Origin of the sequence: Rothia uropygioeca, assembly GCF_004136585.1 — a bacterium.
Taxonomy (GTDB): domain Bacteria; phylum Actinomycetota; class Actinomycetes; order Actinomycetales; family Micrococcaceae; genus Rothia.
This window is the reverse complement of sequence record NZ_NOIR01000002.1, coordinates 115,632-129,045: the sequence shown is the minus strand read 5'-3', so window position 1 is coordinate 129,045 and position 13,414 is coordinate 115,632. Positions and strand designations below refer to the sequence as shown.

Here is a 13,414-nt window from a genome sequence, read left to right as displayed (position 1 = left end):
CCCACCGCATCGGACACACCGGAAGCACATCACACGAAATCGCAGGACGAAGACACATCCGAACACGATGAAGGAGCAGAACAATGAAGGCAGCACTCGTGCAAATGAATTCGGTGGCGGACCCCCGTGCGAACTTGCGCACGATCGCCGACCGCACGGCAAAGGCAGCGAAGAACGGCGCCAGCCTCGTCGTCTTCCCCGAAGCGACACAGACTCCATTTGGCACGGATCTCATGGCTGCCGCCGAGGAACTCGGTGGCCCTTGGACAACGCGCCTGGAGGCGATCGCCCGCGAGAACGGGGTTACCGTGATCGCCGGTATGTTCCGCCCCGGAACCGACGGCACCGTGAAGAACACGCTCGTGGCCCGTGGCGTTGATCCCGAGGGCACCGCCGTAGCCGCGCATTACGACAAGGTCCACCTGTTCGACGCGTTCGGGCACAAGGAATCAGATTCCGTCTCGCCCGGCCAGACGATCCGCACGTTCTCATTCGGTGATCTCACCATAGGGCTGGCCATCTGTTATGACGTGCGGTTCCCTCCCCTCTTCACGGCGCAGGCGCGCTCGGGTGCGGACGCCATCGTCGTGTCCGCATCGTGGGGGTCCGGCCCCGGGAAGATCGAACAGTGGGAATTGCTCGGTCAAGCAAGAGCATTGGATGCGACGGCATACGTACTCGCGTGCGGCCAGGCGGATCCGAGGATCACGGGTGCCCCAGCAGCCCAGGACAGCCCGACGGGAGTGGGACATTCGTACGTGGCAGGTCCGAAGGGAGAATTGATCGCTTCCGCCGACGCCGGTGACGAAATCATCTACGCGGAGCTGTCTCCCCACGTCGTTCGTCAGACGCGTGCTGCGATTCCGGTGCTCGCGAACTCGCTCCTCGAGGGCGAGGTGGCGGTCGTAGCCGAGTGAGCGGTATCGCTGCACACCGGGCCGGTGGAAATCCGGCCGACCTCGGGGTTCACCGCCGACCAGGATCGGCCCCGGAGACGCAGTACAAGCGCTTCCTCATCCCCCGAGGAGCGCGGTGATCCCGTCGCGGGTGAAGTAGAGCAGGAATCCCGCTGAGACCAACCACATCAACCAGTGCACCTGACGGCCTCTGCCCGTGAGCACGTGAATCACGGCCCAGGAAATGAATCCGACGCCGATTCCATTGGCGATCGAGTATGTCAGCGGCATGGAGACGATGGTCAGGAAAACCGGAAGCGAGACGCGAAAGTCGTTCATCTCGATCTCTTGGATCTGGATGACCATCATGGCCCCTACGACGACGAGGGCCGCAGCACCGGCTTCCATGGGAATCACCTCGATCAACGGGGTGAAGAACATAGACACCAGGAATAGGCCGCCGCTCACGCAAGCTGCGAGGCCGGTTCGGGCACCCTCGGCGACGCCCGCGGCCGAATCCACGAATACGGTATTGGACGAGGCCGAAGCGGCGCCCCCTCCGATAGCGCCGATGCCCTCGACGATGAATGCTTGGCGGATTCTGGGAAAAGTGCCGTCCGGACGCGCGAGACCGGCGTTGCCGGCGAGCCCCGTCATGGTGCCCATGGCATCGAAGAAGTTGGTGAACAACAAGGTGAACACCAGCATGATCACGGAAAGCAGGCCGATTCTTTCGATGGATCCGAAAAGGTCGAAAGCGCCGACGAGCCCGAAATCAGGCAGTGCAACGATGTGACTGGGCACTTCAGGAGCGCTCAGGTTCCACCCCTGGGGGTCCGGATGAACAGGGTCCCCCACCGTTCCCAAATGTGCAAAGGCCTGCACGATGATCGACACGACGGTTGCGACCACCATGCCGATGAGGATTCCACCTGGCACTCGACGGACGACCAGAACGCCGATCAGAAGAAGAGCGAACACGAATATGACCGTGGGCAATGCAGTGATGGAGCCGCCCTGGCCGAGTTGGACCGGTGGGCCGTCCGGGGTTCGGGTGACAAAACCCGAATTGACGAATCCGATGAATGCGATGAACAGACCGATGCCCACGGTGATTGCTTTCTTCAGCGGCGCCGGAACAGCATGGAAGATAGCCGTGCGGACGCCCGTGGCCCCCAAGAACACGATGATGACCCCATTGATGATGACCAGCCCCATCGCCTCCGGCCAGGTCACGTCATGCACCACGGAGACAGCGAGGAAGCTGTTCATACCCAATCCGGCAGCCAGAGAAAATGGCAGCCGAGCAACGAGGCCGAAGAGCACAGTGATGCAACCCGCCACAAGACCCGTCACGGCCGTCAGCTGTCCGAAGTCGAGGCTGTTCCCCTCCACATCCGGTGAGGCTCCGAGAATCAGGGGGTTGAGTACGACGATGTACGCCATGGCCACGAAAGCCACGAGTCCGCCCCGGAGCTCTTGTTTGACCGTGGACCCACGTGCGGTGATCTCGAAATAGCGGTCCAGGTTGGAACGCCGTCCCGTCGGTTTCTTTTCGGATTTGAGGTTGACTACAGCCATTGGGTGCCTCTTTTCCCTACCATTCCCAGAATTGAAATGGAGATTGTTTGTGGGGATTGGCGACGATGAATTTTTACCCTTACGGAACTCTTGTCACGGCGGAGAAGGAGTCCCGAGCATTTGATGGTGGTTTATGGTCGAGCGGTAAACGCCCCTGAGCTCTTCACCTCGATTTCGAGCCGGCGACGTAGACGCTGTGAACGGTCCGATCGTCGCCGAGCAGCATCGTGGCAAACAGCAATTCCTCGGTGCTCTGTGCATAGTCGGCTCGCTGGCGGAGAACCGGGCTGGATTCGGGATCCAGGATCACGATGTCCGCCTCCTTCCCGGTCTCGAGGCTGCCGACCGCATGGTCCGTGCCCAGCGCCTCGGCCCCATCCAGTGTTGCCAGGCGAAGAGCTTCAAAAGATTCCAATGGTTCGCCGACGGAACGACTGACCTTGTAGGCCTCGTTGAGCGATGCGAGAGGCGAAAGGCTGGTGCCGGCGCCGACGTCGGATCCCAGCCCGATCCGCAGTCCTTCGTACCGTTGGTTTTTCTTGAGCTCGAAGAGACCCGAACCGAGAAATAGATTTGAAGTAGGGCAGTGCGCGAGGGAAGCCCTGGCAGATCCCAGTCGTTCCAGTTCGTTGGCGGAGACATGAGTCGCGTGCCCGAAGACCGAGCGGCGTCTGACCAGACCGAAACGTTCGTAGACGGCCGTGTAGTCGCTTTCATCCGGGAAAAGTCCGGAAACCCAATCGCATTCCGCAGGATTCTCCGAAAGATGGGTCTGGACCACCACGTCGGGATGGTCCTCCGCGATCTTCCCGAGAAGTTCCAATTGCCGGGATGACGACGTTGGGGCAAATCGCGGAGTCAGTGCGTATTCCAGTCGTTCCACCCCGTGCCACTCTTCCAGCAGCTGAAGGCTCTCCTCGTATGCCTGCTCCGGAGTATCGAGCAGGTACTCGGGGGCGTTGCGGTCCATACAGACCTTCCCCGTCATCAGACGGAGGTTCTTGGCTCGAGCCGATTGGAACAGCGCACGGGCCGACTCCGGATGGACCGTGGAGTAAGCGCACGCCGAGGTGACGCCGTGGGCGATGAGCTGATCGGTAAAGAAATTCGCCATTTCGGCGCAATGCGCGCGATCCGCGAAGCGGCCTTCGGTGGGGAACGTGTAATTCTCCAGCCATTCGAGGAGCTGTAGGCCTGGCGAAGCGATCATGTTCATCTGCGAGTAGTGGACGTGGCAGTCGACGAAACCCGGAACGACCAGGCGATCGCCATAGGCCTCTATCGATCCCGTCGGGTATGTCTTGACGATGTCCGTTGCCTCGCCCACCGCGATGATGCGACCTTCCCTCACCGCTATGGCACCGTTTTCGAGGTCCATGGTCTCTTTCGCCGACCCCTGGACTGGGGTTACCACGTGGCCTGTGATGATCCGGATGGCCGCGGATCTCGCCCTGGGCATGTCATCCTCGTGTCTTTCGGTGATGTTCATGGCGCAATTCCTCCGTTGGTCACTGTGCTGCCTTGATTCCGGTCGGCCCGCGTGAGGGCCGGCTTCCGGCTAGTCCTGCGGCGCCTTCCGTGCTATCGGTTTGTCTCCGTCGAGGATCATTCGGATTTGGCTCGTATCGGTCACCTCACCGGAAGCGATCGCTTCCTGGACCTCAGTTGTCCTCGAGTCCGGAACGCAAGGCACCTCTTCGCCGTCCCGGTCGACGAGCTTGCCGTCGGTCACGACGTCACCCTCCTGAAGCTTCTCGAGATCCGATGACGTGAGATAACGGACCGGCCTGGCGGCGAATACCGACGCACCCTTGGAATTTCCGAGATGAATCTCATTGAAGATGAGATTCAGGAGCACGGCCATGATCGCGGCCGAGGAGATTCCGGAGGAGAAGATCGTCTGGAACCAGGACGGAAAATCTTGGTAGATGTCCGGTTGGACCATGGGGATCATCCCGAAGGCCAGGGAAACGGAAACGATGATGAGGTTCATATTCCCTTCGTAGGAAACCCCTTTCAGCGTGCGGATGCCCGAGCCCGCAACGGTCCCGAACAGGACGATCCCCGCACCGCCCAGGACCGGCATGGGAATCGCGGCCACGACTTGGCCCAGAACCGGCAGGAGGCCCATGACCACCAGAATCACTCCGCCCGTGGCCACCACGAATCGGCTCTTGACCCCGGTTAGGGCGATCAGCCCGATATTCTGCGAAAAAGCGGTCTGCGTGAATGACCCGAAAACTGGTGCGGCGGCGGAAGACAGCATGTCCGCCCGGAGGCCGCGAGCAATCCGACGACGACCTACGCGTGTCCCGACCACTTCGCCGACCGCCAACAGATTTGCAACCGATTCCGTCATCGCGACGAGGATCACGATCACCATCGAGATGATCGCGGCAGGATCGAAAGTCGGCCACCCGAATCCGAATATCTCCGGCGGCGCAGCCCATGCCCCCTCCCCGACGCCGGAGAAATCGGTCAGTCCCATGAACAACCCGGCGATCGTGCCGGCGACGAGTCCCAAGAGGATCGAAAGGCGGGACAATGCCGCCGAACCGACCTTGCTGAAGACCAGCGTGATCGCGAGGGTCATGAAGGCGAGGAGCACGTTGGCCATGGAACCGTAGTCCGAAGCCTTCGCGTCGCCGCCCATTGACCAGTCGGAGGCAACGGGAATCAGGCTCAGCCCGATCCCCGCAATAACCGTTCCGGTGACGACGGGTGGCAGGAACCGAACCACCGAAGCAAAGAACGGAGCGATCAGGAATCCGACGATGCTCGCGACAATCACCGCCCCAAGAACGGTCGTGATGTTGCTGCCGGGCGTGGCCAGGATGGCCAACATGGTGGCCACGCCGCCGAAGGTGACGCCCTGGACCACGGGAAGTTTGGCTCCGAGAAATGGCACTCCCACGCTCTGCAGAATTGTGGCCAAACCGCCTACAAAGAGGCTGGCCGTGACCATGATGGCGGTCCGACCCGCCGATAGTCCCAGGGCATTGGCCATGACCAGGGGTACCGCGATGATTCCGCCGTACATCGTCAAGACGTGCTGAAGACCAAAAGTGATCAGCTTGCCGGCGGGCAACCAAGCATCCTCGGGGCGATCGGACGAGGCGGGCACTGACGTCCGCCGAGGTGGTCTTTTGACGGTTTTCTCGCTGGTCATCGTATAGAACCTTCCCGAACGCAGGGGCCGGAGCGGCAATGCGGCCCGTCCCTGGTCCGTGGGAAATACGGAATTTATTTCATGATGCGGTATCTAAGATCCGCATCGTGGACCCAGTGTAACCTGAGTCACTCAGATTTTGACAAGCCCCTCGAGGAGAAAGTTCGTGATTTCTTGACTGGGCACCTCGTCAACCGTCAGTGCCGCATTTTTTGCACGAAATGCCGAGAACAAGCCGAAGCGCATTCATTTTTCGGCACAACCCGGGACACTGCGTCACCAATCCACAGACCCCGGAACCCGACACCCTCTGCCGCCGGGAAGTTCACAGAGATGCCCCTGACACCCCAATAAGGGAACCCAGAACGACACGTGAGTTTCCACGATGTGGATTCCAAATTCCATCAGGAGTGCTAACATGACCGGAACACAAATATTGGAGAGCCACATCACACTCTACGGGGTGGTTGTGACGCACCTCGTCAGGGGCAGCGGGAAAAAGGCCCCCGAGGCGCCTCCCGCTCTCAGAGCGTTCAGAGAATCCGAAGAACTAGGAGGACGTGATGATGGGTTCATTTCACATCACCGTCAACGGCCAACCCCGAGAAGATGCCAACGTACCTGTGTACCTCAATCTGCTGGACTGGCTCCGCAATCTGGGCCTCACCGGTGCCAAAGAAGGTTGTGCAGAAGGGGAATGCGGCGCGTGCGCCGTCCTGATCGCTCGACCGGACGGTGACGGGGGTTCCCGATGGACGTCCGTCAACGCGTGCCTGACACCGGCACTCGCATGCAACGGCCAGGAGGTCATCACCTCGGAAGGGCTCGGGACCTGCCCCGGACCAGGGTCCGATGAGGACCTTCACCCTGTACAGCGCGAAATGGCCTACCGTGGCGGATCCCAGTGCGGCTTCTGCACCCCCGGCTTCATCTGCTCGATGGCCGCCGAGTACTACCGACCCGAACGCGCCACCGAATCCGTCTCCGAGGCGACCGAAGAGATGGGTGGCAACGGTTTCGACCTGCACGCCCTATCGGGAAACCTCTGCCGTTGCACCGGATACCGTCCCATCAAGGATGCCGCATATGCACTCGAGACACCGGACAAGGACGACCCCCTGTTCGAACGCCAATCGTCCTCGGCTCCGCCGGCGTGCCGCACCGAAGTGCACACCGAGACCTCGACGTTCGTCCGCCCTTCCAGCATTGAGGAATTGGCGCAACGGTGCGCGGACCACCCGGATGCGGTGCTCCTCGCCGGTGGGACCGATGTCGGGGTCGAAACCAATATTCGGCATATTCGCCCCGAGACGGTCCTGGCCATCGATCACCTCGAGGGGCTCCGCTCTTTCCGATTCGCGGAGGACTACGTGGAGCTCGGAGCCTCAATGACCCTTTCTGAACTGGAGCGTGGCCTGGACGGTCGGATTCCGCTGCTTGCCCAGCTCATCCCCCAGTTCGCATCACGGCTGGTGCGCAACAGCGCTACGTTGGGCGGCAACCTCGGCACGGGGTCGCCAATCGGCGACTCCGCTCCCGTACTCCTGGCCCTGGACGCTTCCCTCGTATTGTTCTCGACGTCGGGCGAGCGCACCGTGCCGATCTCCGAATACTTCACCGGGTACAGACAGACCGTCCGGGAACCGGGAGAGTTCATTCGCGCGGTCCGAATCCCGATGCCACTCTCGGAAACCACGGCTTTCTACAAGGTCGCCAAACGACGATTCGACGACATCTCATCGGTCGCAACGGCCTTCTCCATGCAGCTCGAACAAGGTCGCATTTCCTCGATTCGGATCGGAATGGGTGGTGTCGCGGCCACGCCCATTCGTGCGCTCGCCGCCGAGCGAGCCCTTGTGAACCAGCCATGGACGGAGGAGACGGCCCGTGAGGCCTCCGCCCTGATGACCGCCGAAAGCACACCCATGGACGACCACCGCGCGAGCTCGCGCTATCGATCACAAATGCTCGAGCAGAGCATGATGCGATTCTTCGCCCAATACCGTCCCTCCGAATACATAGGAGCGAAATCATGAACACGGTCACCCAACCCCCAGCCAGCTCGAACCCTGCCGGCGTCGGCACGCGAGTCTCCCATGAGAGCGCCGCGCTACACGTCACCGGTGAGGCCCTGTATACCCACGACCTCGCCACCCGGGACAAGAGCGCCCTTCACGCTTGGCCCGTCCAATCCCCTCACGCCCACGCGTTCGTCACCTCCCTGCGCACCGAACGTGCCCGCAAGGTCCCGGGTGTTGTTGAGGTCCTGACGGCCGAGGACGTGCCGGGACTCAATGACGCCGGCGTCAAACACGATGAGCCTCTTTTCCCCTCCGAGGTCATGTACTTCGGACATGCCGTGTGCTGGGTCATCGGCGAGACCACGGAGGCAGCCCGGCAGGGCGCGGAGGCCGTGGAGATCGACTACGAGCCTCTGTCCTCGATCGTGACCCTTCCTGAGGCGATCGATTCAGGCAGTTTCCAGGGCCCGCAGCACCTCTTGGAACGTGGTCAATCCGGTCCCGCGCTCGATAATTCTGCGCACCGGTTCCGCGGGACTTTCGAATTCGGCGGGCAGGAACATTTCTACCTGGAGACGCACGCATCCTATGCGCGCGTGGACGAGGGTGGTCAGGTCCTGGTCAATTCCTCGACCCAGCACCCGTCCGAGACCCAGGAAATCGTGGCCCACGTGCTGGGGCTGTCCAGCCACGACGTCACGGTCCAATCTTTGCGCATGGGCGGCGCATTCGGCGGCAAGGAAATGCAGCCACATGGTCTCGCAGCCATCGCCGCGATCGCGACTGTGCGCACGGGAAAGCCGGTCAGCCTGCGACTGACCAGGACACAGGACATCACCATGACCGGAAAACGTCATCCGTTCCACGCGGAGTGGGAGGCCGGTTTCGACGAGCAAGGCAGGTTCACGGCCCTCGAGGCCACCCTGACCGCCGATGGCGGCTGGGCGATGGATCTTTCGGAGCCCGTGCTCTCCCGGGCCATGTGCCACATCGACAATGCCTACATGATCCCCAACGTGTCGGTCACCGGAAGAATCGCCCAGACGAATAAAACCTCCCAGACCGCATTCCGAGGATTCGGCGGCCCCCAGGGAATGCTGGTCCTGGAGAACATTCTCGGCCGCTGCGCTCCCTTGATCGGGCTCGATGCCGGCGAGCTTCGCCGCCGTAACTTCTATCAGCCCGGCGACACCACACCCTACGGCCAACCGGTTCGGCATGCCGAACGGATCGCGGAGATCTGGGGGACGCTGAACGAACGCGCGGACGTGGTGCGCCGGAAGGCCGAAATCGCGGAATTCAACGCCGCGCACACTGATACCAAAAAGTCCCTGGCCATGACACCGGTCAAGTTCGGAATTTCGTTCAACTTCGCTGCCTTCAACCAGGCCGGAGCCCTGGTACACGTCTACAAGGACGGTTCCGTGCTCATCAATCATGGCGGCACCGAGATGGGGCAGGGGCTGCACACCAAAATGCGGCAGGTCGCCGCAACGACCCTTGGGGTGGGTCTGGAGCGGGTGCGCTTGGCGCCGACTCGCACGGACAAGGTGCCCAATACCTCCGCGACGGCCGCGAGCTCCGGCGCAGATCTCAACGGCGGCGCGGTGAAGAACGCGTGTGAGCAGATTCGGGGGCGCCTGGCACAGGTCGCCGCAGGAAAGTTCGGCGCCAATCCACACGACGTTCGATTCGAGGATGACGGCGTCGCGGCGCTAGGCAAGGACCCTGTACGTTTCGAAGAGGTGGTCTCGGATGCCTACTTGCAAAGGGTTCAGCTCTTCGCCGCTGGTTACTACCGCACCGAGGGAATCCACTGGGACTCTGCGAATATGCACGGTTCCCCCTTCAAGTACTTCGCCTATGGTGCCGCTGCGACCGAGGTGGAGGTCGATGCTTTCACCGGGGCTTACCGTGTACTCAGGACCGATATCGTGCACGACGTCGGAGACTCGCTGTCCCCATTGGTGGACGTGGGCCAGATCGAAGGCGGATTCGTCCAAGGCACGGGGTGGTTGACCCTCGAGGAGCTTCGCTGGGACACCTCCGACGGCGAGAGGAGGGGGCGCCTCGCGACGCAGGCAGCGAGCACGTACAAGCTGCCGAGCTTCTCCGAACTTCCTGAAGAGTTCAACGTCCACCTCTACGAGCGGGCCACCGAATCGGGGGTCGTCTACGGCTCCAAGGCCGTCGGAGAGCCGCCGCTGATGCTTGCGATGAGCGTGCGGGAGGCCCTGCGAACCGCGGTCGAGGCATTCGGCCCCGAGGGGGTCGAAGTAGACCTGGGATGTCCTTCCACACCAGAAGCGGTGTTCTGGGCAATCCAGGAAGCAAGGGGCAAGGTTGCCGGTGGTGAGGCTGTGCGAGCCGAAGAAGATCGAGAAGACGTCGGCAGCGCACCGGGGCCGGGCCCTCACGCCGCCAAGTCTCCGGAACCTGAAACCGAGTCCGTCTGATGGAATGGTTGGCTGGTCTCCAAGAGCTGCACGAGGAAGGGGCCGCGGGGGTTCTGGTGACTTTGACATCGGTGCGAGGTCACGCCCCTCGCGCGGCCGGGGCAAAGATGGTCGTGGCCCGTGGCCGTGCGTGGGACACCGTCGGCGGCGGGAATCTCGAGGCCACCCTGACGGAGCAGGCGCGCGAAATGCTGAGCGCTGGCGAATCCGATCCCCGTTCCGAGGAGATCTCCCTCAACGAACACGCCACGACCCGGTACGGTCAGCAGTGCTGCGGCGGGAAGGTCACGGCCCTTCTCGAGCCGATTGCCGCACCGCCCGTCGTTGCAATCTTCGGAGCCGGGCACGTGGGTCTCGAGGTGGCCCGGGCCTTGTCCCGCCTCCCCGTGACCTTGAACCTGACGGACAGCCGCCAGGCCGCAGTCGATGCGGCCGAAGCTCTCAAGCCCCTCGACGGTTCCGCAACACTTCGCGTGAACCATGCTCCGGCTCCGGAAGCAGTTTTGAAGGAGCTGCCCGCGGGTAGCCACATTCTGATCATGTCCCACGACCACTCCGAGGACCTCATTCTGTGCGATACGGCTTTGGGACGCGATGACCTTGCTTCGGTGGGGTTGATCGGTTCCTCAGCCAAGTGGGCACGCTTTCGGAAGCGATTGCTGGATCTGGGGCACAGCGAGGCAGCCCTTGACGGGATCACGTGCCCCATCGGTATCCCCGGAATCGATGGAAAATCGCCCGCAGTCATTGCAATCAGCGTGGTGGCGGCCCTAGCCCAGGTGATCGACTGGCCCTGAGTGCCGCGGGTTGAGCGTCCCGTGGGCCCGGTACGGTCTTGCTGGTGTTTGGGGCGCCACGCGCCGTCGGCGTTCAGGGACGAAAGTGCGCGACGTCGATGGTCCGGTCGCACAGATCCATGACGTCCTGGTTGTGCGTTGCGATGGCCGCGGCCCAGCCGCGAGCGACCATCTCCCGGACCTTGGTCAGGACCAGCGCACCGTTCTCGGCGTCGAGGGCGCCGGTGGGTTCGTCGGCCAGGATCATGCTCGGGCGTTTGAGCATCACACCGGCCAGCGCGACCCGCTGCTGTTCACCGCCGGACAGGTGGTAGACCTTGCTGTTCTCGCGGCCCTCGATTCCGACGTCGGCCAGCGCCCGCGATATCTCCTCTCGGTCGGGCCGGTCACGGCGTGGGAGCAGACGCAACGGCTCCTGAAGGTTCTTGAGTACCGTGTCCGACTCGACCAGCGCGTAGTTCTGGAAGAGATAGCCGAGATGTCGGCGTCGGAATTCCCTTTGTTTCCGTGGCGCGCGGCGTGAGAAATCCTGGCCCATCATGGTGAGCCGCCCCGAGGTCAGTTCGCTGAGGCCCCCAGACAGTTCAGCAGGGTCGTCTTGCCGTATCCGGACGGACCGACGAGCGCGACCATTTCGCCGGGTTCGATCGTGAGATTGCCGCCGCGCCAAATAGTCGACGAACCAATGACTTTCTCCCCCCTCGCTGACGACGACGATCGGTTCAGGCATCTCGGGACCTCCTGGAGATGTGGTGACGATAGGTGCGGTTCAGGGACGTGAGCATGAGCGAAGCATTGAGCAGGACCAGGAGTGCTCCGAAGATCGAACATTCCCGTGTAGTACTGACGGTTTTCGTGGAATGACACTCCGGTGAGTATGTCGAGTTCGGAGGCCACCGCTACTTTGTGCAGAATCCACCAGCCGAAGGCCACGCCAACCACCACTTCGAGCCAGAGGACATGACGCAAACCTCGGGCCCACGATTCTCCGAATAAGTGGCCGCGGAAGAGCCGCTGATCCCGTTCCGAGACATGGATTGTGGAGAATTCGACGGTCGCGAGGAAGAGTAGAACCACCAGAAGGCAGATCGAGTACACGGAACTGAAGGAGTCGACTCGGTCGAGCCCCTGGGACCACCCGTAGTCGAAGATTGGTTCCTTCGACTCGTAGTGGGAGACCCGGACATCGCGTTCTTCGGGCCTGTCGACTCCGTACGGGAGGTGATCCACTACGTTCTCGATAGTTGTCTCGGCCTCGTCCGGGACGGTGAGCCTCATCGAGCGTGGGTCCTGACGAACGTCTTTTTCCGCATCCGGGAAACGCTGAGCATTGTGATGAATGTACTGATCGTTGACGAACAGTATCGAGCCTTCAGGTCGCCACGGTTCGTTCGTTGAGGTGGAAATGAGGTTGTCCCGGTGTGCGGCAATGATGTTGTTCTGTTTGATCTCTTCGGCGAACCATTGCGTCAGCCGTTTTTCCTCGTCCTCACTACGATCGGCACCAGCAATATTGACGAAGTAGGCGTGAGGGTTGGATTCCCAGGAGGACCGCGATTCCGCGTGGGATCGAAGAATCAGCGCTGTTCCGATGGCCCCGAAGGCCGTCACAAGAATCATGATGAGCGCGAAGCCCCTGGCCAAACCCATGGATGCGTAAACAAATCGTGCTGGCTGTTTTCGCTTGAGAGCATCTGAAATGGGGACACGGATGCAAAAGAATATGGTGGCGGCGTGAACGGCCAAGCACACAACGACGGGTAGGCCAAGAATTGCCGCACCGAGCAGGAGAAACAGAGACGCGAAAGCAAGGTCGTTGTAGATTTTGAGAAATGCCGCAGACAGGGTGGCGGTGAGGATGGCGGACCCCAGCAAGGGAACAGCAATATCGGCAATATCCTGCTTGAAAACTTCCCAGGGGCTGGCTCCATAGAGGCGTTTTCTGGCGTACCGACGGCCGCCCAGTAGGATCGAGGAACGCAGACTGAAGAGAATGATTCCGATGCTCGATATAAATGCAGCGACCAAGGGGGTGCGCCCCATGGAGCGCATGACATTGTCCGCAGAAAACATTCCGTATTGCATCCCCGAATACCCGCTCTGAGCGCCGACCTTGGAGACCAACCTTTCAGCCCGGTCACGGTCCCCGTAGATCACGTACCATCCGAGCGGGTCCGCCTCAGGACTTTCCCGTACGGCAACTCTCACACCCTGGCTTAGATTGAACGCCGGATACCCGGAATCAGGCCAGTGCGCCGACGGCAGCTCGGGGTTTCCAACCACCATCTCCAAATGTTGACCGGTTTCGGGACGCTCTGAATCGGCCCCAATCTTGGCTATATTGACCCCCCGCTGTTTTGCCGTTGTCGTCAACGAATCGTGGAATTTCTGGGGGGTCTGAATTCTCTTCAGAATTCTTGAACCACGTGATATCGCCAAATCCCAGGGTCGTTTCGGTATCACTGGAGAACAAAGCTCCGAAGACGAAAACGAA

At 61.5% G+C, this 13,414-nt stretch carries 9 protein-coding genes; 4 read left to right on the top strand and 5 right to left on the bottom strand.

What is annotated here, in order from left to right; translation table 11 throughout:
• The first annotated feature begins 83 nt into the window (after positions 1–83).
• Positions 84–917 (top strand): carbon-nitrogen hydrolase family protein, encoded by an 834-nt coding sequence (locus EWR20_RS04890; protein WP_129359530.1) that lies wholly within the window; start codon positions 84–86, stop codon positions 915–917.
• Between the two features lie 96 nt (positions 918–1,013).
• On the opposite strand, the gene EWR20_RS04885 is transcribed toward EWR20_RS04890, so the two are convergent.
• The 3 genes from EWR20_RS04885 to EWR20_RS04875 all read right to left on the bottom strand — a co-directional run bounded on the left by EWR20_RS04885 (position 1,014) and on the right by EWR20_RS04875 (position 5,646).
• Positions 1,014–2,477 carry an NCS2 family permease gene (locus tag EWR20_RS04885; protein ID WP_129359529.1) on the bottom strand — a complete coding sequence of 488 codons (1,464 nt, stop codon included), beginning with the start codon at positions 2,475–2,477 and terminating at the stop codon, positions 1,014–1,016.
• Between the two features lie 163 nt (positions 2,478–2,640).
• Positions 2,641–3,966, bottom strand: coding sequence for a guanine deaminase (gene guaD / locus EWR20_RS04880; RefSeq protein WP_202864780.1), 1,326 nt, complete (start codon positions 3,964–3,966; stop codon positions 2,641–2,643).
• A 69-nt stretch (positions 3,967–4,035) separates the two neighbouring features.
• Entirely contained in the window at positions 4,036–5,646 is a 1,611-nt protein-coding gene (locus tag EWR20_RS04875; RefSeq protein WP_129359528.1) for a nucleobase:cation symporter-2 family protein, read from the bottom strand.
• Positions 5,647–6,212: 566 nt separating this feature from the next.
• Between EWR20_RS04875 and EWR20_RS04870 the strand changes: the two genes are divergently transcribed.
• The 3 genes from EWR20_RS04870 to xdhC are packed head-to-tail and all read left to right on the top strand — an operon-like array spanning position 6,213 to position 10,920.
• Complete coding sequence (locus EWR20_RS04870; protein WP_129360113.1) at positions 6,213–7,682, top strand: xanthine dehydrogenase small subunit; 1,470 nt, start codon at positions 6,213–6,215, stop codon at positions 7,680–7,682.
• Positions 7,679–10,123, top strand: a complete 2,445-nt coding sequence (xdhB, locus tag EWR20_RS04865) for a xanthine dehydrogenase molybdopterin binding subunit (protein ID WP_129359527.1) — start codon at positions 7,679–7,681, stop codon at positions 10,121–10,123. Before EWR20_RS04870 ends, xdhB begins: the two co-directional genes overlap by 4 nt.
• Positions 10,123–10,920, top strand: coding sequence for a xanthine dehydrogenase accessory protein XdhC (gene xdhC, locus EWR20_RS04860; RefSeq protein WP_129359526.1), 798 nt, complete (start codon positions 10,123–10,125; stop codon positions 10,918–10,920). The genes xdhB and xdhC overlap by 1 nt, the downstream gene beginning before the upstream one ends.
• 73 nt (positions 10,921–10,993) lie before the next feature.
• Here the strand turns inward: xdhC and EWR20_RS12765 are convergent, their stop codons facing one another.
• Complete coding sequence (locus EWR20_RS12765; protein ID WP_202864779.1) at positions 10,994–11,461, bottom strand: ATP-binding cassette domain-containing protein; 468 nt, start codon at positions 11,459–11,461, stop codon at positions 10,994–10,996.
• Between the two features lie 17 nt (positions 11,462–11,478).
• Positions 11,479–13,206, bottom strand: a complete 1,728-nt coding sequence (locus EWR20_RS13030; RefSeq protein ID WP_202864778.1) for an ATP-binding cassette domain-containing protein — start codon at positions 13,204–13,206, stop codon at positions 11,479–11,481.
• Positions 13,207–13,414: the final 208 nt, after the last annotated feature.